General features: G+C 57.2%; 24 protein-coding genes. 11 read left to right on the top strand and 13 right to left on the bottom strand.

Translation table 11 applies throughout. The features are described from left to right. Nucleotides 1-95: 95 nt before the first annotated feature. Nucleotides 96-389 (top strand): fructose-bisphosphate aldolase, encoded by a 294-nt coding sequence (locus B7L09_RS30020; RefSeq protein WP_094471853.1) that lies wholly within the window; start codon nucleotides 96-98, stop codon nucleotides 387-389. A gap of 52 nt (nucleotides 390-441) precedes the next feature. Here B7L09_RS30020 and B7L09_RS30015 read toward each other — a convergent pair whose 3' ends face one another. Next, entirely contained in the window at nucleotides 442-864 is a 423-nt protein-coding gene (locus tag B7L09_RS30015; protein WP_094471852.1) for a hypothetical protein, read from the bottom strand. A gap of 200 nt (nucleotides 865-1,064) precedes the next feature. Here B7L09_RS30015 and B7L09_RS30010 point away from each other — a divergent pair, with 200 nt between their 5' ends. Then, on the top strand, nucleotides 1,065-1,520 hold the full coding sequence (locus B7L09_RS30010) for a hypothetical protein (protein WP_094471851.1): 456 nt from the start codon (nucleotides 1,065-1,067) through the stop codon (nucleotides 1,518-1,520). Between the two features lie 120 nt (nucleotides 1,521-1,640). On the opposite strand, the gene B7L09_RS30005 is transcribed toward B7L09_RS30010, so the two are convergent. Further along, nucleotides 1,641-2,105 carry a GNAT family N-acetyltransferase gene (locus tag B7L09_RS30005; RefSeq protein WP_094471850.1) on the bottom strand — a complete coding sequence of 155 codons (465 nt, stop codon included), beginning with the start codon at nucleotides 2,103-2,105 and terminating at the stop codon, nucleotides 1,641-1,643. 969 nt (nucleotides 2,106-3,074) lie between these two features. On the opposite strand from B7L09_RS30005, the gene B7L09_RS30000 reads away from it, so the two are divergent. From B7L09_RS30000 to B7L09_RS29990, 3 genes are all read left to right on the top strand, one after another. Further along, nucleotides 3,075-3,506, top strand: coding sequence for a hypothetical protein (locus B7L09_RS30000; RefSeq protein ID WP_176457793.1), 432 nt, complete (start codon nucleotides 3,075-3,077; stop codon nucleotides 3,504-3,506). A gap of 258 nt (nucleotides 3,507-3,764) precedes the next feature. Beyond that, complete coding sequence (locus B7L09_RS29995) at nucleotides 3,765-4,115, top strand: DUF6152 family protein (RefSeq protein ID WP_094471848.1); 351 nt, start codon at nucleotides 3,765-3,767, stop codon at nucleotides 4,113-4,115. Next, the gene (locus B7L09_RS29990) at nucleotides 4,115-4,627 is read left to right on the top strand and encodes a DUF6644 family protein (RefSeq protein WP_094471847.1); all 513 of its coding nucleotides are present in this window, start codon (nucleotides 4,115-4,117) and stop codon (nucleotides 4,625-4,627) included. Before B7L09_RS29995 ends, B7L09_RS29990 begins: the two co-directional genes overlap by 1 nt. Before the next feature lie 121 nt (nucleotides 4,628-4,748). Here the strand turns inward: B7L09_RS29990 and B7L09_RS29985 are convergent, their stop codons facing one another. From B7L09_RS29985 to B7L09_RS29950, 7 genes are all read right to left on the bottom strand, one after another. Next, complete coding sequence (locus tag B7L09_RS29985) at nucleotides 4,749-5,615, bottom strand: hypothetical protein (RefSeq protein WP_141213521.1); 867 nt, start codon at nucleotides 5,613-5,615, stop codon at nucleotides 4,749-4,751. Nucleotides 5,616-5,717: 102 nt separating this feature from the next. Next, nucleotides 5,718-6,245: a nucleotidyltransferase family protein gene (locus B7L09_RS29980; protein WP_094471845.1), complete on the bottom strand. Its 528-nt coding sequence runs from the start codon at nucleotides 6,243-6,245 to the stop codon at nucleotides 5,718-5,720. Nucleotides 6,246-6,353: 108 nt separating this feature from the next. Further along, on the bottom strand, nucleotides 6,354-6,800 hold the full coding sequence (locus B7L09_RS29975) for an NUDIX hydrolase (protein WP_094471844.1): 447 nt from the start codon (nucleotides 6,798-6,800) through the stop codon (nucleotides 6,354-6,356). A 100-nt stretch (nucleotides 6,801-6,900) separates the two neighbouring features. Then, nucleotides 6,901-7,449: a cupin domain-containing protein gene (locus B7L09_RS29970; protein WP_007946335.1), complete on the bottom strand. Its 549-nt coding sequence runs from the start codon at nucleotides 7,447-7,449 to the stop codon at nucleotides 6,901-6,903. An 825-nt stretch (nucleotides 7,450-8,274) separates the two neighbouring features. Further along, nucleotides 8,275-9,558 (bottom strand): NAD(P)/FAD-dependent oxidoreductase, encoded by a 1,284-nt coding sequence (locus tag B7L09_RS29960; protein ID WP_094471854.1) that lies wholly within the window; start codon nucleotides 9,556-9,558, stop codon nucleotides 8,275-8,277. 70 nt (nucleotides 9,559-9,628) lie between these two features. Beyond that, entirely contained in the window at nucleotides 9,629-11,119 is a 1,491-nt protein-coding gene (locus tag B7L09_RS29955; protein WP_094471842.1) for an aldehyde dehydrogenase, read from the bottom strand. Nucleotides 11,120-11,343: 224 nt separating this feature from the next. Then, nucleotides 11,344-12,720, bottom strand: a complete 1,377-nt coding sequence (locus B7L09_RS29950) for a glutamine synthetase family protein (protein WP_094471841.1) — start codon at nucleotides 12,718-12,720, stop codon at nucleotides 11,344-11,346. A gap of 281 nt (nucleotides 12,721-13,001) precedes the next feature. Between B7L09_RS29950 and B7L09_RS29945 the strand changes: the two genes are divergently transcribed. The 5 genes from B7L09_RS29945 (at nucleotide 13,002) to B7L09_RS29925 (ending at nucleotide 18,353) form a co-directional block, all read left to right on the top strand. Continuing rightward, nucleotides 13,002-13,763, top strand: a complete 762-nt coding sequence (locus tag B7L09_RS29945) for a gamma-glutamyl-gamma-aminobutyrate hydrolase family protein (protein ID WP_094471840.1) — start codon at nucleotides 13,002-13,004, stop codon at nucleotides 13,761-13,763. 350 nt (nucleotides 13,764-14,113) lie between these two features. After that, nucleotides 14,114-15,256: a polyamine ABC transporter ATP-binding protein gene (gene potA, locus B7L09_RS29940; RefSeq protein ID WP_077749122.1), complete on the top strand. Its 1,143-nt coding sequence runs from the start codon at nucleotides 14,114-14,116 to the stop codon at nucleotides 15,254-15,256. Between the two features lie 29 nt (nucleotides 15,257-15,285). Continuing rightward, a complete protein-coding gene (locus B7L09_RS29935; protein ID WP_176457795.1) occupies nucleotides 15,286-16,167 on the top strand; it encodes an ABC transporter permease subunit in 882 nt (293 codons plus the stop codon). After that, nucleotides 16,164-17,048 carry an ABC transporter permease subunit gene (locus B7L09_RS29930; RefSeq protein WP_010455442.1) on the top strand — a complete coding sequence of 295 codons (885 nt, stop codon included), beginning with the start codon at nucleotides 16,164-16,166 and terminating at the stop codon, nucleotides 17,046-17,048. The genes B7L09_RS29935 and B7L09_RS29930 overlap by 4 nt, the downstream gene beginning before the upstream one ends. Nucleotides 17,049-17,255: 207 nt before the next feature. Continuing rightward, nucleotides 17,256-18,353 carry a polyamine ABC transporter substrate-binding protein gene (locus B7L09_RS29925; protein ID WP_094471838.1) on the top strand — a complete coding sequence of 366 codons (1,098 nt, stop codon included), beginning with the start codon at nucleotides 17,256-17,258 and terminating at the stop codon, nucleotides 18,351-18,353. A gap of 160 nt (nucleotides 18,354-18,513) precedes the next feature. Here the strand turns inward: B7L09_RS29925 and thpR are convergent, their stop codons facing one another. Next, nucleotides 18,514-19,053, bottom strand: a complete 540-nt coding sequence (gene thpR, locus B7L09_RS29920) for an RNA 2',3'-cyclic phosphodiesterase (protein WP_094471837.1) — start codon at nucleotides 19,051-19,053, stop codon at nucleotides 18,514-18,516. A 60-nt stretch (nucleotides 19,054-19,113) separates the two neighbouring features. Here thpR and B7L09_RS29915 point away from each other — a divergent pair, with 60 nt between their 5' ends. Then, nucleotides 19,114-19,308, top strand: a complete 195-nt coding sequence (locus tag B7L09_RS29915; RefSeq protein ID WP_010455448.1) for a hypothetical protein — start codon at nucleotides 19,114-19,116, stop codon at nucleotides 19,306-19,308. 14 nt (nucleotides 19,309-19,322) lie between these two features. On the opposite strand, the gene B7L09_RS29910 is transcribed toward B7L09_RS29915, so the two are convergent. The 3 genes from B7L09_RS29910 to B7L09_RS29900 form a co-directional block, all read right to left on the bottom strand. Beyond that, a complete protein-coding gene (locus tag B7L09_RS29910) occupies nucleotides 19,323-19,676 on the bottom strand; it encodes a DUF1428 domain-containing protein (protein ID WP_094471836.1) in 354 nt (117 codons plus the stop codon). A 16-nt stretch (nucleotides 19,677-19,692) separates the two neighbouring features. Further along, nucleotides 19,693-20,760, bottom strand: coding sequence for a hypothetical protein (locus B7L09_RS29905; RefSeq protein ID WP_094471835.1), 1,068 nt, complete (start codon nucleotides 20,758-20,760; stop codon nucleotides 19,693-19,695). Nucleotides 20,761-20,904: 144 nt separating this feature from the next. Further along, nucleotides 20,905-21,117, bottom strand: coding sequence for a hypothetical protein (locus B7L09_RS29900; RefSeq protein WP_094471834.1), 213 nt, complete (start codon nucleotides 21,115-21,117; stop codon nucleotides 20,905-20,907). Nucleotides 21,118-21,171 lie beyond the last annotated feature (54 nt).

Here is a 21,171-nt window from a genome sequence, read left to right as displayed (position 1 = left end):
GTAANTCCTCCGGTCTGCGAACCCGCGTACAGCTGCCACCCAATTTGTTTCGCAGCAAACGGTGGTAATTCTTCTTTTTTATTAGGATTTACACCATGACANATCAACAACCGCCCCGCCGCTTCACCCCCATGTCCCAACTCGCCACCGANTACCCCGTCCTGCTCATCGACAGCGACGCCCCACTGCGCGANCTCCACGCCTGCCTCAGCGAACGCCTCAACGCCGCCCTTGAACACCTCAACCTGATGGCCTGCTCCAGCCTCCCCGACTACGCCGAACACGACATCAACACCGTCACCAACATCGCCCGGATCATGGTCCAGGATGTGAGCGATGTGTTTCGGGTGATTGAGCAGCGAGGGTTTGATGCACCCAAGCGTCAGTGATCAAAGTTGAGTCGTAAAAAACCCGCACTGAGTTGCGGGTTTTTTGTTTTGTTCAGGCCTGTCGAGTTGACGAAAGGATTGTCGTCTCTATCAACGCGGCGACATCCTTCGCACCAAAACACCGGAATTTAACGCTGCCAGCACCGGTATCCAGACGGATGATCTTCGTCATGAACCCGCCTTCAACAGTGACCTTTCGGATGAATGCCAGTGGGAGCTCAATATCCAGCGTCCCGTCCTGAACGAGGCGGTTCATGGCATTGGCACTCAAACGAACCATTTTTTGCGTCAGCTCCATCTTCCCGCCAACCCAAAGTCCTCCGTATGCTTCCTTGAAGGCCTCCAGCACATCGCCCAACGCGTCCACATCCCCTGCCTCGGCTATGGAATACAAATCGTCCATGTTGTCGTAATTCACTTCGGCATCGGCGACCAGAAAATTCACCAACTTCGATTTTAAAACCTGTCCAGTCATCCTTGCCTCTCCATTATTGAAAAATGGCGACAGGTCTATTTATTCAAATAGTTCTATCACCTTTTCCTGTCACCTTTTTCTTGCCTTTTCTGCCTGGAACTTTACTACAAAATGATGTCGATATGATGGCGCACCACGACATCTTGTCAGTGGGGCTACCAGAGTCAGGCTGATTCCTGATAAAACCATGGACGTATGTGATGAGACTGATCCTTGCTGTGTTTTTGATGCTTAGCGGGTATGCCTACGCGGGTTGTGCCAACATCAGCGACAGTGACCAGCGCAACTACTGTAATGCCAAATCAGGTAACGGGAGTTGTGCGAGTATCAACAACTCGGATTTGCGCAATGCCTGCAACGCGGAGACCGGCAGCGGCAGCGGCAGCGGCAGCGGCAGTTGCGCCAACATCAATGACAGTGACCAGCGCAACTACTGTAATGCCAAAATAGGCAATGGGGGCTGTGCGAATATCAACAACTCGGATTTGCGCAATGCCTGCAACGCGGAGACCGGCAGCGGCAGCGGCAGCGGCAGTTGCGCCAACATCAATGACAGCGACCAGCGCAACTACTGTAATGCCAAAATAGGGAACGGGAGCTGTGCGAATATCAGCAACAGCGACCTGCGTAACCAGTGTGATTCATTGAAGCGATGATCAAACAGTTCATCGAGTGAACCAAGTAGAAGCCGCAACCGATTTCAGCCACAAATTACCCGCATCACTGCGGGTTTTTCATGACCTGTATTTACCCCTGCCCGCCTTCCCCGATCAAGGCTAAAGCCTCTTCGCCATAGGCACACATGCCAACTGAAGCCCTGAAGGTGAATGGTAAATAGCAGGTTCGTCACCCACGAAACCGCAGCGCCGGTAAAAATCAGCCGCGTTTAACGTAGCGTCCAGATTAACTTCTTTCACGCCCAACTCCCGCGCCAGGCATTCCAGATGGTCGAGCATCTTCAAGCCGATGCCCTCCCCCATGAAACCGGGTAACACAAAGATCGCGCCGATTTCGCTGTTGTTCAGATCAAGCATTCCAGTCGCCACCGGCTCACCCTGAATACAGCCCAGGTAGAAGTGCTTCTCCATCAAGTCGCTGTACCCGTCGTTGGCCGCGCCTGCCGTCCAGGCAAGCATCTGTTCTGCGGTATAGGCACCGATGCATTGGTGCCGTATCGCTTGAAGGCGGATATCGAATGCGGTTTGGGCATCGTGGGGCTGAGCGCGTCTAATCTCGAACATTTCATTCTCCTAGAGCCATCGGTGGACGGAGAACTAAAAAGCCCCGTCCATCTCTGGCGGGGCTTTGGGTACCTACGTCAATCCAATGAACGCGTGACCTCACGGCCCGCCAGCGGCGGTCATGGAGGAACACATCATGTTCATGCGGGAAATGTAGGTCATGGGTCGATAGTGTTTTGGATGAACGGGGTTGTCAATTTTGATGGGGAAAATAAACGCGTCCTTTTTTACATATTTCGCTCCTCACACTGTCTTTTTCTGTCTTGGAACTTTTTAACAAGCTGATGTCGATATGATGGCGCACCACAACATCAATCAGTGGGCCAACCAGCGCCAGGCTGTTTCCTGGAAAACCATGGACGTGTGTGATGAGACTGATTATTGCAGCGCTTTTGATGCTTAGCGGGTATGCCCACGCCAGTTGTGCCAGTATCAGTGACAGTGACCAGCGCTACTACTGTAATGCTAGAGCAGGTGGCGGGAGCTGTGCGGGTATCCGTAACTCAGGTTTGCGCATTGCTTGTTATGCAGAGACCGGCAACGTCAGAGGCAACGGCAGCGTCAACGTCAGAGGTAATGGCAATGGCAATGGCAATGGCAATGGCAATGGCANCGGCAGCGGCAGCGGCAACTTCAGCGGCAGTTGTGCCGCCATCAGCGACAGTGACCAGCGCTACTACTGTAATGCCAAAGCAGGTAACGGAAGCTGTGCGGGGATCAATAACTCAGATTTGCGCAATGCTTGTAATGCGGAGACCGGCAACGGCAGTTGTGCGGGCATCAATGACAGTGACCAGCGCTACTACTGTAATGCCAAAGCAGGTAACGGAAGCTGTGCGGGTATCATAAACAGCGACCTGCGCAGCCAATGTAATGCCTTGAATCACTGAGTGCACGGCTCATCCGAGTCCCCATTCATCCTGGGCCACTCCGCGCCATGCGGCTCCCTGGCAATCAAGGAAGTGTGTAATGAGACTAATACTCGCAGTGATGCTGATGTTCAGCAGCTACGTTTACGCCAGTTGCGAAAACATCAGCAACGATGACCAGCGTAACTATTGCAAGGCGCGTGAGGGCCGGGGCGGTTGTCAGAATATTAAGAACGACGACCAGCGCAACGCTTGCAAAGCGGAAACGGAAGGTACGGGTGATTGTGGAAACATTCGCGATGATGACCAGCGCAACTATTGCAAAGCCAAGCAAGGCTCCGGCGGTTGCCAAAACATCAAGAATGACGACATGCGCAATGCCTGCAAAGCGCAAACAGAAGGTACGAGTGACTGTGGAAACATTCGAGATGATGACCAGCGCAATTACTGCAAGGCCCAGCAAGGCTCTGGAGGTTGCCAGAACATCAAGGACGACGGTCTGCGCAACCAGTGCAAATCCTTGGCACCTTAGCTGAACGACACAGAGACAGCCGCGTGATAAAGGTGACAGGTCCTTTATTTAAATAGATCTGTCACCTCTTTCCACCTGCTACTGCTGGACGGCTTCGCCGTCCCGGCCTCCCCACCTCACCTGCTACTGCTGGACGGCTTCGCCGTCCCGGCCTCCCCACCTCACGAATCTATACTATTTTTAAGACTCTCTGGATTGACCTGCTCCCGATCAGAACAGGTCGACGGTCATCAATGATCCGTAACAGGAGATCGCATCATGAAGCGCTTGCTTGGGTCCCTTGGATTCTCAACGTTACTGGTGGCATCGACAGTGTTCGCTCATCACGGCTGGAGCGAGTACGACGCGAGCAAACCCTTGCAGCTGGACGGAACGATCGAAGAGTCCGGTTATTCCCACCCGCACGGGTTCATTCGCCTGAAGACCGACGACAAGACCTGGAGCGTCGTGCTGGCACCGCCATCGCGCATGGAAAACCGGGGGCTTTCCAGGGAAATGCTGAGTGTCGGCAAGCGGGCTACGGTGGTGGGCTATCAAAATCGCAACAACCCCGATGAACTGCGCGCAGAACGCATCACGGTCGACAACAAAACCACCGAGTTACGCTGATGCAGACAACCGGCACCAGCGGTGGATCGAGTCTGGACGGCTGGCTGGACTACGCGAGTGACTCGCCACTCGGGTCGGCCATGCGAAGCGAGTTATGGCTGTATCCGATCGTCGAGGTGGTTCACATCATTGGCTTCGTGGTGCTTGTCGGCTCGGTCGTCATGTTCGATCTGCGGGTTCTCGGGCTGTCGAAAGGTCTTCCGGTGACGGCACTGGCTCGCCACCTCCTGAGATGGGGAGTCGCGGCCCTGCTATTGATCGTCCCGGCTGGGCTGATGATGTTTTCAGCCCATCCACACGACTTCGCATCCAACGGCGTTTTTATCCTGAAGCTTTGCTTGATCGGTATTGCGGGCCTCAATGCGGCTCTTTTTCATGTTGGTGTGTTCCGTTCAGTAGACCGGTGGAACACCGACACCGCGGCGCCTGGAATAGCAAAAATCCAGGCGATATTTTCGATTATGTTATGGATCAGCGTGGTGCTCTGTGGCCGACTGCTAGCCTACACCTGACTGGGCAACATGGAAAAAAGGGAAAAAAGGGGCCTGATCTATTTATTCCACTTCCAACAAGTAGTATTAGAGTGCCCACCTCAAAGCGCTAAGGACAGAAACGCCCATGAAACCGTTGTATTCAGGCTCGCTCCGAATATGAAACACCCTCAGAAACAGGCACCTCCTCAATCCTATAAAAATCCGGAAGATATAACTCCCTCATCCGACCGATATCCCCTTTTACCCTATAGAATTTTTCCCCTAGACCCGAAACATCCCGAATATTAAACATCTCTAGTGAGTTTTCTTTAATTGCATCCTCTAGCTTTTCTTCGAGTACCTTAAGGCGAGGTCTGTACTCACTGTGCAGAGCCATATACTCCTGAATGCATGGCAATACTTTACGGAAAAGCTCGGACTCTTTTTCCTCTGGAATTCTATTGTATACAGATCCCAGCGATTCCCAAAAAACTGACGACCCGGCAATTATTTCCTCGGGACCCTGTGGCACGGATTTCTTTTTCAGAAAAGCAAAGACCGAAGCTTTCGATTTCTCAGACTCATATAAAACAACATCACCCTTAATAAATTTCAACGCCCTCAGCCTGGATACGAGATTAAGACCTGTCTGGTACGTCAGCTCGTAGTCATAGGCCTCGCGCACTACTCTCACGCTTGTGTTTAATGCGGGCCTCAAGTACGGATGAGAATGCCTTTGCGCATCGAACTCATCGAAAACATCTCCTATATTGACGCTCCCACTAAGCGCAGGATGTGCCAATTTCGCCACTATGCACTCGAACTCTTTATTGACTTCAGAAAGAAGTGATATATATTTTTTACTCGCCTCTGAAATCGCAATATTTGATGTCAACACCATATAATCATTTGCAATTTTATCAATTTTTTTTGAGTTATCTCGAGACGACACTACGCTATTTCGATATGCAACAAAGGCAACAAAAAGACTCAATAAAGCGGTAACTTCTGAAATACTCACTGTCATTTACACGCCCCTCATGCAATTTAAAATCAATTAGAACATTCCACCGAAAATGCTCGTAATAACCGCGCGTTCCAAGTAACGTTTTTGCTTGGTAACATTAAGTCAGCCGTACCCATGAATCCTAAGCCAAGGCCAGCGTGCCTGATAACTCTTCGCCTTCTGTTCAAATAAATCCGGCTGGGGCGTTTTGGGGTTGATACGAAGAATCCCCTGCTCCGTGTCGGCCAGACCGTTGGGTGCATAGAGCTCACCTGTTTCAATATCCAGCCCGATACACGTACCGGCGATCAGATAACGATCAATGCCGTCGCTGGTCGACTGAAGCCGAGGATAAGACCCGCCAAACCTCTGGCTGTACCAAAGATGGACACGGGCCTGGTTCTTGATTTCTACGCTAACTCCGAGATCCTGAAAGAGGCGCTGTGCCGAGTTAATGACCTCATTCTCAGCCTCCCACGACAAATCCTCATCGAAGTAGAAAACGTCGTAATCCTTGATCCCCCACGCTGGCGACTGTTTCGACTGATGATTCCAGACGGCCTGAAAAAGGCAGCCCGCCGTGAGCATGCATTGGTTCAAACCCAGTGAAGGCAAGCGCAAGGTGATTTCCGCGTTTACTGGATTGGTCATCGCGATGCTGACCTAGCAACCGCCAGGTCAAGGACAGAGCTAACTGCTACGCGAACTAATCAAGGCGTTTAAGACAAGGTGACTGACCTATTTATTGAAATAGATCTGTCACCTTTTTTTTACGACTTTCTTCAGCAACTCGTATAGCCCAGCAGGCACCAGCGGCGTTTCGCCAGTAATACTGTCGAGCGACAGCCACTTCGCAACAAAGGCAGCACCATCGCTTTCTTGAGCATCCAGGTGGGGCAGCTCATAAACGCTGGCATCCACGAATTTCGCATCGTAGACCTGCACGATTTCGTGCCCGGGCGTGCCGGCATAAGTGAAGATGTTTTCGAGTGTGCCGAGAAGGCGAACATCGGTGATGGATAAACCCAGCTCTTCGTCGACCTCACGTAGTACGGCTTGGGCGCTGGTTTCGCCAAACTCGATGCCGCCACCGATCGGGCGCAAGAAGGGCTTTCCAGCAACGGGGTCGAGTGCTTCGTTGACCAGTATCTTGCCATCGTGATGGAAGAGGCAGAGTGCGAGGGCTCGGATGCGGAGTGTGGTCATGAGGTGAAGTCCATTTGCTTTGTTTAAACCCTGTGGCAGGTGCGTCCGTTCGGCGTGGCTGCTGGCTGCTGGCTGCTGCTACAGGGTGTCCGTTTTGATATCAGAAGTTAGCCGGGGTGTTGGCGCTGATGATTTCCGCTTCATCCTGGCCAATATTGCGGAACTTGTGAGGCAGCGTCGTCGGAAAGTAATACCCGTCGCCAGCATTGAGCACACTGATCTGCCCATCAACCGTCAACTCAACCGTGCCCCGCGTCACCAACCCACACTCCTCCCCTTCCGAGTGCACAATCGGCTCTTCCCCCGAACTCGCGCCCGGCGCGTATTGCTCGCGCAACAAGCGCATCTGCCGGCTCGGCACCGACGCGCCAATCAGCAGCAATCGCAGCCCATGACGCCCAAGATCCGGCTGTTCATTGGCGCGGAACACATACTGATGCTCACGCGGCGGCTGGTCGAAGGTGAAGAAGTCCGCCAAAGACATGGGAATGCCTTCGAGCAGTTTTTTGAGGGAGCTGACGGAGGGACTGACCCGATTCTGTTCGATCAGGGAGATGGTGGCATTGGTGACGCCGCTACGCCGGGCCAGCTCGCGCTGGGACAGTTTGTAGCTTTCGCGTACTAGTTTGAGTCGTGAGCCCGTGTCCATGACAGCCTTATGCGAGAAATACTTAAGGGTTATGGGGGTGGATGGCGGGCGACTTTTGGCCGCGAAAGTACCGCTTCCCTGTCCCGGAAATGTGAAAGGCGGGTATTAAATCACGTTTGGTGGTGTTGCTCAGCAGGTTCGATGAATGGGTGGGTGAAAAGGTTGTTGGGGGCTGATGGCAGCCTGTTCACAGATGGAAACTGTGGGTATGAGTGGTCTTGCGATGGGGGTCCGGCAGTCAACATCGATGGTGGCTGATTTGGCCTCATCGCGGGCAAGCCCGCTCCCACAGTTTGAACTGCGGCGCCACAGATCTCCTGTAGGAGTGAGCCTGCTCGCGATGGCGGTGTGTCAGGCGACATTGATGTTGGCTGATCTGGCGCCATCGCGAGCAGGCTCACTCCTACAGTTTGGGCCGGGCGTACACACATTTTGTGCACGCCACAGATCTCCTGTAGGAGTGAGCCTGCTCGCGATGGCGGTGTGTCAGGCGACATTGATGTTGGCTGATCTGGCGCCATCGCGAGCAGGCTCACTCTTCCTGTTTCGCGTTTTGAACAAAGACCTCGCCAACACCGACCATCTCCCTGTGGGAGTGAGCCTGCTCGCGATGACGGTGTGTCATTCAACATCGATGTCGCCTGAAATTACGCCATCGCGAGCAGGCGCACTCCCACAGGGGGGCTGCGTCGGGTGGGGAATNNANGCACCGCTAGTGCCTGTGGGAGCGAGCCTGCTCGCGATGGCGGTGTGTCAGCTACATCAATGGCAGCTGATGTGGCCTCATCGCGAGCAGGCTCGCTCCCACAGGTTTCTGCGCGGGGCTTAGATACCGAACCGATCACGCAGCGCATAGTACGCGGCGCCCATGGCGGTGAGGGGTGCCTGGAAGGTGCGGCCGCCGAGCATCGGCATGTGCGGGAGCGAGGCGAACGCGTCGAAGCGTTCGGCGTCGCCGCGGATCATTTCCGAGATCAGTTTGCCGGCCAGGTGCGAGCAAGTGACGCCGTGGCCGCTGTAACCTTGCATGTAGTAGGCGTTTTTCTCGATGCGTCCGAATTGCGGCATGCGCGACATGGTCAGCAGGAAGTTGCCGGTCCAGCGGTAGTCGATTTTCACGTCCTTGAGTTGCGGGAAGGTCTTGAGGATTTTCGGCTTGATCAGTTGCTCGATGTCGTCCGGTTCGCGGGCACCGTAGACCACGCCGCCGCCGTACAGCAGGCGGTTGTCGGCGGTGAGGCGGTAGTAGTCGAGCAAGTAATTGCAGTCTTCGACGCAGTAGTTGTTTTTGATCAGGCTGCGCGCAACCTTTTCCGACAACGGTTCAGTGACGACGATTTGCGAGCCGCACGGCATGCTTTTGCGTGTGACCCGGTTGTCGAGGTCTTGCGGCAGGTAGGCGTTGCCGGCGATCAACAGGTATTTGGCGCGCACGACGCCTTTGGCGGTGCGCACGGTGATCGGTTCGCCGTAGGTGATTTCCACCGCTGCCGATTGCTCGTAGATTTTCCCGCCCAAGCCGATGATGGCCGAGGCTTCGCCGAGGGCCAGGTTCAGCGGGTGGATGTGACCGCCCTGCATGTCGAGCAGGCCGCCGACGTAGTTGTCGCAACCGACTTCGCGCTTGATGTCCGCCGCGTCGAGCATTTTAAGGTTTTTGTTGCCGTAACGTTCCCAGCTGCTTTTTTGCTCGGCCAGGCCTTTGAGCTGCTTCTTGTTCAGCGCAGCGAAGATGCCGCCCGGCTTGTAGTCGCACTGGATGTCGTAGTGCTGTATGCGCTGGCGGATGATGTCGGCGCCTTCGAAGATCATGCTGCCGAGGACTTCAGCGGTCTTGTCGCCGTAGCGTTCTTCGATGACATCGACGTCGCGGCTGTAGGAGTTGACCAGTTGGCCGCCATTGCGACCGCTGGCGCCAAAACCGACTTTGGCGGCTTCGAGCACGGTCACGCTGTAGCCCGCTTCGCACAGGAACAGGGCCGAAGACAGACCGGTGTAGCCGGCGCCAATGATGCAGACGTCGCAGTCCACGGCTTGTTCCAGGACCGGGAAATCGCCGGTGAAGTTGCGGGTGGCGGCGTAATAGCTGTTTACGTGGGTTTGTTTCACAGAATCTTGTTTCATAGCTTTCTCCGATGGCCACCGGCAGTGCCGGCGACCGTCGCTTTTTTTATAGGTGTTAGAGCTTGATCCAGGTCGCTTTGAGTTCGGTGTATTTGTCGAACGCGTGCAGCGATTTGTCCCGACCGTTACCCGATTGCTTGTACCCGCCGAACGGCGCGGTCATGTCGCCGCCGTCGTACTGGTTGACCCAGACGCTGCCGGCGCGCAAGCCGCGAGCGAAGGTGTGGGCCTTGCTCAGGTTGCTGGTCCAGACGCCTGCGGCCAGTCCGAAGATGCTGTCGTTGGCGATGGCCAAGGCTTCTTCAGCGGTGTCGAAGGTGATCAGCGACAGCACAGGGCCGAAAATTTCTTCGCGGGCGATGGTCATAGCGTTGGTCACGCCGTCGAAAATCGCCGGTTCCACGTACAGGCCGCCGGTGCTTTCAAGGGTGCGGCTACCGCCCGCGATCAGTTGCGCGCCCTGGTCCTTGCCGACCTGGATGTAGCGCAACACGTTGTCCAGTTGGCGCTGATCGACAACCGCGCCGACGGTGGTTTCCGGGTCCAGTGCGTGGCCCGGTTTCCAGGCTTGCAGCGCTTCCACCAACAGCGGAATGAACTGCTCGCGGATCGAACGCTCCACCAGCAGACGCGAACCGGCGGTGCAGACTTCGCCCTGGTTAAAGGCAATCGCACCGGCCGCTGCTTGTGCTGCCGCGCGCAAATCCGGCGCGTCGGCGAACACCACGTTCGGGCTCTTTCCCCCTGCTTCGAGCCAGACGCGTTTCATGTTGCTTTGCCCGGAATAGATCATCAGTTGCTTGGCAATCGCGGTCGAGCCGGTAAAGGCCAGCACGTCGACGTCCATGTGCAATGCCAGCGCCTTGCCGACGGTGTGACCGTAACCCGGCAGGACGTTGAACACGCCTTTCGGGATGCCGGCGTCCAGTGCCAACTGGGCGATGCGGATGGCGGTCAGTGGCGACTTTTCCGAAGGCTTGAGGATGAACGAGTTGCCGGCCGCGAGTGCCGGGGCGAACTTCCAGCTGGCCATGATCAGCGGGAAGTTCCACGGCACGATGGCGGCGACCACGCCCGCAGGTTCGCGGGTGATGAGGCCGAGTTGATCGTGCGGCGTGGCGGCGACTTCATCGTAGATCTTGTCGATGGCTTCGGCGCTCCAGCGGATCGCGTTGGCGGTCGCCGGGATGTCGATGTTCATCGAATCGTTGATCGGCTTGCCCATGTCGAGGGTTTCGAGCAGGGCGAGCTCTTCCTGGTTGGCCAGGATCAGATCGGCGAAGCGGATCAGGATGCGCTTGCGCTCGGCCGGGGCTTTTTTCGCCCAGATGCCGGACTCAAAAGTTTGGCGCGCGACGGCGACTGCCGCGTTGGCGTCGGCTTCGTCGGTGCTGGCGACATTGGCCAGGAAGCGGCCGTCGACCGGGCTGATGCATTCAAAGCTGTCGCCGCTGAGTGCCGGGCGGTATTGGCCGTCGATGAAGGCGCGGCCTTCGATAGTGAGGGACTGGAAGCGTTGTTCCCAGTCGCTGCGAGTGTTTGTCATGGTTGTGACTCGACGCAGAGGAATAAGTAGTCGTTGAATTGATTGCCAGTCAGCAAAGGATCAGAACACCGCAGCCCGCTGTGGGAGCGGGCTTGCCCGCGATAGCGGTGCGTCAGGCGCCATCGGTGATGACGCCATCGCGGGCAAGCCCGCTCCCACAGGGTTTGGCGGTGCACACAGGCTTTGTGTTCACCTCCTCCCCTTTACTGACGGGTTTTCGCCCATCAAACGGTGTGCAGATACCAGTTGTACTCAAGGTCCGAGATGGAATTCTCGAACTCGGCCAGCTCGCTTTCCTTGCACGCCACGAACACGTCGATGTACAGCGGGTCGATGTAACGGGCCATGACTTCGCTGTCGTCCAATTCGCGCAATGCATCGCGCAGGTTGTTCGGCAGGCTCTGCTCGTTCTGCTCGTAGCTGTTGCCTTCCACCGGGGCGCCCGGTTCGATCTGGTTGGTCAGGCCGTGGTGAATACCGGCCAGCACCGACGCCATCAACAGATACGGGTTGGCATCGGCGCCCGCCACGCGGTGTTCAATGCGCACCGAATCGGCGGAACCGGTCGGCACTCGCACGGCAACGGTACGGTTGTCGATGCCCCAGCTAGGCGAGTTCGGCACGTAGAACTGCGCGCCGAAACGGCGGTACGAGTTGACGTTCGGGCACAGGAAGGCCATCTGCGCCGGCAGGGTCTCGAGCACACCGCCGATCGCGTGTCGCAGCGCGGCGTTCTGCTCGGGATCCTCGCTGGCAAAGATGTTGTTGCCTTCTTTGTCGAGAATCGAAATGTGCACGTGCAAACCGTTGCCGGCCTGGCCCGGATACGGCTTGGCCATAAACGTGGTGTCCATCTCGTGGTCGTAGGCGATGTTCTTCACCAGACGCTTGAGCAACACCGCGTAGTCGCAGGCCTTTATAGGGTCATTGACGTGATGCAGGTTCACTTCGAACTGCGCCGGGGCGCTTTCCTTGACGATGGCGTCGGCAGGAATGCCCTGCTCTTTCGCGCCTTCGAGGATGTCTTGCAGGCAGTCGACGTATTCGTCGAGGTCGTCGATCAGGTACACCTGGGTCGACACCGGACGCTTGCCCGAGACCGGCGAACGCGGCGACTGCGGACGACCGTTCACGTTGTCCTGGTCGATCAGGTAGAACTCCAGTTCGAACGCCGCGCAGATGGTCAGGCCCATGTCGTCGAACTTGCGAACCACATTGGCCAGCACTTCTCGCGGGTCAGCGAAGAACGGCTGACCTTCGAGTTCGTGCATGGTCATCAGCAATTGCGCGGTTGGGCGCTTCTGCCACGGCTCAATGCTCAGGGTGTCAGGGATGGGATAGCAGATTCGATCCGAGTCGCCGATGTCCAGACCCAGGCCGGTGCTTTCCACCGTAGAACCATTGATGTCCAGAGCAAACAGAGACGCGGGGAGGTTGATGCCTTTTTCGTAAACCTTATGAAGACTGGTGCGTTCGATGCGCTTGCCGCGCACCACACCGTTCATATCCGCAATCAGAAGGTCGACGTACAAAACCTCAGGATATTTCTTAAGGAATGCGTTTGCTTCGTTGAGTTGAACGGTACGCAGAGGGACCGACATTTTGCACCTATTTAGCTGTTAATTATTATGTTCACTACCTTGTTGCGAGCCCAGTCAATCCGAAAGGCAAAGTGAAGTCAATAGCGAACACTTGGCCTTTCAACCTTTATTTTCGGGCCTTTTTGGGGGACGAGAGTGCCAGATCAGTCTTTGGCACCGCGTAAATCATGAGGATCGGACGATCGGCGTTTAGAATTTTTTACATGAGAGTTGTTAATTAAAATCAACAAGGCTAAGCTCCGGAAAAGCTCGTTCAAGTGTGAAACTTCGAGGTGATAAAAATGGCATTCAAGCCATTGATCGGCGTTACAGCGTGCGTCAAACAGATTGGCCTGCACCCCTACCACATCAGCGGCGACAAGTACTTGCGTGCTGTCAGCGTCGCGGCTTTGGGGCTGCCGGTGGTCATTCCATCCCTAGGCGAACTGACTGAAATCGAGGATGTGCTCGCGCATCTCGACGGTCTGCTGCTGACCGGCTCGCCCTCGAATGTGGAACCCTTCCACTATCAAGGCCCGGCCAGTGCCCCCGGCACGGATCACGATCCGGCGCGGGACGCCACCACCCTTCCTTTATTGCGTGCAGCCATTGCGGCGGGCGTGCCGGTGCTGGGCATCTGCCGTGGGTTCCAGGAAATGAACGTGGCGTTGGGTGGCAGCCTGCACCAGAAGGTTCATGAAGTGCCGGGCATGATGGATCACCGCGAAGCGGACAGCCCAGAGCTGGCGGTGCAATACGCCCCGGCGCATGCGGTGACGGTGCAACCGGGTGGCGTGTTCGAAGCGCTGGAGTTGCCGACCGAGTTCAGGGTCAATTCGATTCACAGTCAGGGCATTGATCGACTGGCTCCGGGCTTGCGCTCGGAAGCGGTTGCGCCGGACGGTTTGATCGAGGCGATTTCGGTGGAGCACAGCCAGGCGTTTGCCGTCGGTGTGCAATGGCACCCGGAATGGCAGGTCCTGTCGAACCCGCCCTACTTGAGCATTTTCCAGGCGTTCGGTGATGCGTGCCGGCGACGGGCCGCGTTGCGTAAAACCCGCTGAGTCAAAACCCGTTTACTGCCCCCGCGAGTCAGGCGGGCGTGTCTTTGCGCGTCCGTGACTTGCGACAACAACACACTGCGATAACAACAAGTACTACCAGGCAGCCAGGACGGCGGCGCCGAATAAGCCCGCTCCGGGCTTGCAATCAACTATTAAGTCAGGCCGCGTTGGCCCGACGCACGCGAAGGCGGAGTGTCAGTCGACATCATCGTTACCTGATACACCGCCTTAACAACAAGTACTACCAGGCAGCCAGGACGGCGGCGCCGAATAAGCCCGCTCCGGGCTTGCAATCAACTATTAAGTCAGGCCGCGTTGGCCCGACGACTGAAACCTGTTGGGAGTTTCACATGGCAAACGCCTCCAGCATCTACAGGAAGGCTCTTGAAGGTCACCAGGCACCGAAAAAGGTGCTGGTGAAAGTCGACCGCGTCACCAAGAAATTCGACGAAACCACCGCGGTGGATGATGTCTCGCTTGAGATCCATCAAGGCGAAATCTTCGCCCTGCTCGGTGGTTCCGGCTCCGGCAAATCGACCCTGCTGCGCATGCTCGCAGGCTTCGAGCGCCCGACCGAGGGACGGATTCTGCTCGACGGTGTCGACATCACCGACATGCCGCCGTATGAACGGCCGATCAACATGATGTTCCAGTCATACGCCTTGTTCCCGCACATGACTGTGGCGCAGAACATTGCCTTCGGCCTCAAGCAGGACCGTTTGCCCGCCAGCGAAATCGACGCCCGCGTTGAAGAGATGCTGCGCCTGGTGCACATGACCCAGTACGCCAAACGCAAACCCCACCAATTGTCCGGCGGTCAGCGTCAGCGCGTGGCCCTCGCCCGCTCCCTGGCCAAACGTCCGAAGCTGTTGCTGCTCGACGAACCGATGGGCGCACTGGATAAAAAGCTGCGTTCGCAGATGCAACTGGAGCTGGTTGAAATCATCGAGCGGGTCGGCGTGACCTGCGTGATGGTGACCCACGACCAGGAAGAGGCCATGACCATGGCCGAGCGCATCGCGATCATGCACTTGGGCTGGATCGCGCAGATCGGCAGCCCGGTCGACATTTATGAAGCACCGGTCAGCCGCATGGTCTGCGAGTTCATCGGCAACGTGAACGCCTTCGAAGGCACGGTGGTGGAAGACCTTGAGGGTCACGCGATCATTCACAGCCCGGACCTGGAACAGAAGATTTACGTCGGTCACGGCGTCAGCACCTCGGTGCAGGACAAGTCGATCACCTACGCGATCCGCCCGGAAAAAATGCTGGTCAGCACCCTCAAGCCGGACACCCGCTACAACTGGTCCGAAGGCAAGGTGCATGACATCGCCTACCTCGGCGGTCACTCGGTGTTTTACGTGGAATTGCCTGGCGGCAAAGTTGTGCAGTCGTTCATGGCCAACGCCGAACGCCGTGGCGCGCGGCCGACCTGGGACGACAAGGTCTACGTGTGGTGGGAAGACGACAGCGGCGTGGTACTGCGCTCATGAAAACACTCAATCAGCAGTTCATGCGGCTGATGCCGAGTGGTCGAAAGCTCGTCATCGGGATTCCTTTCCTGTGGCTGTTCCTGTTCTTCATGCTGCCGTTCTTCCTGGTGATGAAGATCAGCTTCTCGGAAGCGGCACTGTCCATTCCTCCTTACTCCGAGATCTACACCTTCGCCGAGCAGAAATTCCAGCTGCTGCTGAACCTCGGCAACTACTCGTTGCTGACTCAGGATGAGCTGTACATCTCGGCCTACTTCGGCTCGTTGAAGGTCGCGTTTTTAAGCACGTTGATGTGCCTGGTGATCGGTTTTCCGATGGCCTACGCCATCACCAAGGCCAGCAAGGAAACGCAAAACGTTTTGCTGCTGCTGATCATGATGCCGACCTGGACCGCGATCCTGATCCGCGTCTACGCGTGGATGGGCATTCTCAGCAACAACGGTTTGCTCAACGGTTTTTTGATGTGGACCGGGCTGACGGATCACCCGATCGAGATCCTCAACACCAACACGGCCGTGTACATCGGCGTGGTTTACGCCTACTTGCCGTTCATGGTGCTGCCGCTGTACGCCAACCTCGTCAAGCACGATCAAAGCCTGTTGGAAGCGGCGTCGGATCTGGGTTCGAGCAACTTCAACAACTTCTGGAAAATCACCGTGCCGCTAGCCAAGAACGGGATCATCGCAGGCTGCATGCTGGTGTTCATTCCGGTGGTCGGTGAGTTCGTGATTCCGGAGCTGCTGGGCGGCCCTGAGACGCTGATGATCGGTCGCGTGCTGTGGCAAGAGTTCTTCAATAACCGCGACTGGCCAGTGGCATCTGCCCTGGCGGTAGTGATGCTGTTGATCCTGATTGTGCCGATTCTGCTGTTCAACCGCAGTCAGGCCAAAGAGATGGAGGCACGGGGATGAAACGCTTCGGATTTTCAAAGTTCATGCTGATTTTCGGCCTGTCGTTTATCTACCTGCCGATGTTGATTCTGGTGATCTACTCGTTCAACGCTTCCAAACTGGTGACGGTCTGGGGTGGCTGGTCGTTCAAGTGGTACGCCGGTCTGCTCGACAACACGCAACTGATGGGTTCGGTGGTGCGCTCGCTGGAAATCGCCTGCTACACGGCGATTGCGGCGGTGGCGTTGGGGACGTTGGCGGCATTCGTGCTGACTCGCGTGACGCGCTTCAAGGGTCGCACCTTGTTTGGCGGTCTGGTGACTGCGCCGCTGGTGATGCCGGAAGTCATCACCGGTCTGTCGCTGTTGCTGCTGTTCGTGGCGATGGCGCAGTTGATCGGCTGGCCGATGGAGCGCGGCATTGTCACCATCTGGATCGCCCACACCACGTTCTGTGCGGCGTATGTCGCGGTGGTGGTCTCGGCGCGTCTGCGTGAGCTGGATTTGTCCATCGAAGAAGCGGCGATGGACCTTGGGGCGAAGCCGTTCAAGGTGTTTTTCCTGATCACCATTCCGATGATCGCGCCGTCACTGGCGGCCGGCGGCATGATGTCGTTTGCCCTGTCGCTGGATGACCTGGTGTTGGCGAGTTTTGTCTCGGGGCCCGGTTCGACGACCTTGCCAATGGAAGTGTTCTCGGCGGTGCGTCTGGGGGTGAAACCTGAGATCAATGCCGTGGCGAGTCTGATTCTGTTGGCCGTTTCGATCGTGACCTTCATGGTCTGGTACTTCAGCCGCCGTGCCGAAGCCACCCGCAAACGTGCGATCCAGGAAGCGATGGACCAGACCGCGAGCGAATCGTGGCAGCAACCTGAAAAGCGAATGGTGGAAGCCACGGTTTAGGTTGATGAGTTAACGGTGGCGAGGGAGCTTGCTCCCTCGCCACAGGTTGTGTGTTGCCCCACATGGTGGAAGCCACGGTTTAGGTTGATGAGTTAACGGTGGCGAGGGAGCTTGCTCCCTCGCCACAGGTTGTGTGTTGCCCCACAGGTTTTGTATTTACCGCATTTTTGCTTTGTGTCACTGAATAAAAAGAATGGAGTTGTACCGATGAAAATGTTTGGCAGGACTCTGCTGACACTGTCCTTAGTGGGCGCAATGGCTGCCGGCGCCCAGGCCAATGACAAGGTTCTGCGCGTCTATAACTGGTCGGATTACATCGCCCCGGACACGGTCAAGAAGTTCGAAGACGAGACCGGCATCCGCGTGACTTACGATGTGTTCGACAGCAATGAAACCCTTGAGGCACGGCTGCTCGCCGGCAAGTCCGGCTACGACATCGTGGTGCCGTCCAACAGTTTCCTGGCCAAGCAGATCAAGGCCGGTGTCTATCAGGAACTGGACAAGTCGAAGCTGTCGAACTGGAAAAACCTCAACCCGGTGCTGCTGAAAAACGCCTCCGCGAGCGACCCGGATAATGGCCACGCCTTCCCGTACATGTGGGGCTCGATCGGCATCGGCTTCAACCCGGCCAAGGTCAAGGAAGTGCTCGGCGCCAATGCACCGACCAACTCCTGGGACTTGCTGTTCAAACCGGAAAACGCGGAAAAACTGAAAGCGTGCGGCATCAGCTTCCTCGACTCGCCTACCGAGATGCTCCCGGCGGCCCTGCACTACCTGGGTTATCCGGTGAACTCCCAGGACAAGGCTCAGATCGCCGAAGCCGAAGCGCTGTTCATGAAAATTCGGCCGTCGGTGGCGTATTTCCATTCGTCGAAATACATCTCCGACCTGGCCAACGGCAACATCTGCGTCGCGGTCGGTTACTCCGGGGACGTGCTGCAAGCCAAGGCGCGCGCTCAGGAAGCGGGCGACAAAGTGAAGATCGATTACAGCATTCCCAAAGAAGGGGCCGGCAGCTTCTACGACATGGTCGCGATCCCCAAGGACGCGGCGAACGTGGAGAACGCCTACCTGTTCATGAACTTCCTGATGCGCCCGGACATCATCGCCGAGATCACCAACAACATCGGTTACAGCAACGCCAATGCGGCGGCCACGCCGCTGGTGGATGAGGCGATCCGGGACGATCCGGGGTCGTATCCGCCACAAGCGGTCATGGCGACGCTGTATGCGATTCCGGATATGCCGATCGGCGTTCAGCGCGTGATGACCCGGGGCTGGACGCGGGTGAAACTCGGGAAATAGTCGCTCAATGATCGTTCCCACGCTNAACGTGGGAACGATCACTGTCAAAGTTTCCGTTCACGCAGCGCCTTACCACCGCTGCACGCTCCCTGCAGCAGAACGGCCTCACCTGGCTTCCTCGGTTAAGGTGAATTTAGGCGCCCTCCTCGGGCGCCTTTTTTTATGCGGGGACCAGCGGCCATTCGGCCAGCGCCCGATACCGTCCTTTGCGGGATTCAAACAGGACAAAGCGATCAGCCCGCATAAAGAATTCAGGCGACGTCGCGGACTCAGGCACCGGCATTCGATAATCACGCATCAACGTCAGGTGCGGCCGAAACGCCTTCGACGCCTCCTCAAACCCGAACGGTAACATTGCCTGTTCCAGCGCATACACCAGACGCAACAACTCCGGCGGTGCCTGCTCAGGCGCCAGCACCAACACCCCTGACTTGCGCCAGACGTCCATTCGATCCAGCGCCAGCCTCAGCGGAGCACCTGGCACGTGAACCTTCGCGGCCGCCGCGCAGATCTCGCCAATCTGCGCGACGCCGACAGCCCCCAAAAACAACAACGTCAGGTGAAAGTTCTCCGCCGGCACCGGACGCCCACTGCGCAGCTCAAGGGCGCTGCGCCATTGGGCAATGGCCTTGCGTTGCTCCGGCGGGCAATTGAGTGCGAAAAACAGCCGCTTGAACGGTTCACGGGATTCGTCAGTCATGCCTGGCAGCTCCTGACATGCACGTTATAGTTGAACCAACCGAATCAACGGGAGGGGGCCATGCGACAGATCATCAGCAAAGAGCCATGGTGGGCAATGCCGCCGAAACCGGGGCAGGATGAGTCCGAGCTGGAATGGGGCTGGCTGGTTCACTATAGCGAAGGTGAGCCGCGCTTCGAATTCGTCAGGGAGCGGCCGACGGACAGCGAGATCCGCAACCGCAAAAGTTGCAGGATCACCCCGTCGCCGGAGTGATCCTTTCGTCGGGATCAGGCCTTCACGATCACTTCAAAACCACCAAAGACCAGGCGCTGGCCATCGAAGGGCATCGGATTGACGTCCGGCTGCATCCGCGGATCGTGCATGAGTGTGTCCATGCCAGCGTTACGGGTGGCCTTGTCTGGCCAGATGATCCAGCTGAACACCACGGTTTCGTCTTCCTTGAGCTTCACCGCCATGGGAAACGAGGTCACCTTGCCGTCCGGCACGTCGTCGCCCCAGCATTCAGTGACGCTGAGCGCGCCGCACTCCTTGAAAATGACCGCGGCGGTCTCGGCGTGTTTCTTGAATTTTTCGCGGTTGGCGGTGGGCACGGCAGCGAGGAAGCCATCAACGTAGGACATGGTGTTTCTCCTTCGGTTATGGAACGGTTTGCTGGGTAGTCGTTTCCATCGGGCTCCAATCGACAGCGCCGCCGCCCGAACTGACCGACGGTACGTCGGCGCTCCCCGCCAGGTTGCCCTCGATCTGCGCCGCCATGTAAAACGTACCCGCCATCACGCCGGTGGTCGGGTTCTGCACCAGTTTCATCCAGGCCTTGTCGAACGTATTGCCCAGGCTGCTACGAATCAGCGCCTCGCTGTCCGGCCGGTCGGCGGCCTGAATCATCGCGCGGATCCCCGCCACCCCCACCGTTATCAAGCCCCCGGCGAGTTTGCCGGCCGCCGCCGCTACGGCACTGGCAGCGCCCCGAGGGGCCATTTCGGCTTCCATCCGTTGGCTGGCGCGCTTGGCCACCGGCGCCATCGCCGTGTCGGTCGACCCGACGCCCTTGTCGCCGCCTGCCTTGTGGATCTTGTCGATCAACGCCGCGTAGGCCGGCAACGTATTCAGCGGCTGGGTGTGCACGACCTGATACAGCGACGCATCGCGCGCAGGCGGCGGCCCCAGTGCAATCGCGGGGATTTTCTGGATGCGGCCATTGAGCTGGGCCATCGGTACGCCGTGGCGTTGGGAGATTCGCTGCAGCTCTTCCTGAAGAATGTCCACGTAGAAGGCGGTTGCCAGGCCGAGGATTGCGTCGGGATCGATCTCTACCGCGACCGGCGCCAGCACGCGCTCCTGGTATTGCTCCAGCAGGTAGGCCGCCAGGCGCTTGGCCGAAGCATCCTGCTCGCCCTTGGCGCTGAGGGTGTACCAGCTGACTTTCATGGACAGCCATTCCTGGGTCCAGTAACTGCTGAACCAGGGAATGAAGTTCTCTTCGGTCAGTTGGTAGACCCGCGTTCGCCAGTAATCCATGGCGCCGCGGGCGTAGATTTTGGTCTGTTCGGTGGCGGACTGCGACGCGGCGACAATCTCCTGATTCACCTGGCGCCAAGTGCTCTCGGACACCACCACGATCGGCGCCACCACCGGGGCACGCACAGGCGTGGCGCATCCCGCCAACACCACCATCACGGCGACGATCAGCGAACGCAGGTTCAAGATCGCGGTTCCTACAGTGTTCCCCGAACGGTATGTCCGGTGTTCAAAGGCCTGTTTATTTGAGTATAGGTGGCGGTAATTGTTCGCTTGGGATTGGTAGCGACTTTAAGGGCCTCATCGCGGACAAGCCCGCTCCCACAGGGATTAGCGTCGTTTCAACATCTGTGTTTCACCAAAGAACATTGTGGGAGCGGGCTTGCCCGCGATGAGGCCCTCCAGAACACCAAAAAATCCGCCATCAACGACATCGATACTCACCATCGCGACGATTGCCTTCCGCAAAAAAACCGCCAGGCGCAGGATCGACCCATCCCAAGGCAAAAGCCCACACCGGAGGGGAAAATCATGTTGATCCATCTGCTGACCTGCCTGGCCCTGACGGCCATTACGCTGACTGTCTTTTCCTACATC

The sequence above is a fragment of the Pseudomonas mandelii genome, from assembly GCF_002251635.1.
GTDB lineage: Bacteria > Pseudomonadota > Gammaproteobacteria > Pseudomonadales > Pseudomonadaceae > Aquipseudomonas > Aquipseudomonas mandelii_B.
Note: the sequence above shows the minus strand (reverse complement) of the source record. Positions and strands in the feature narration are given on the sequence as shown.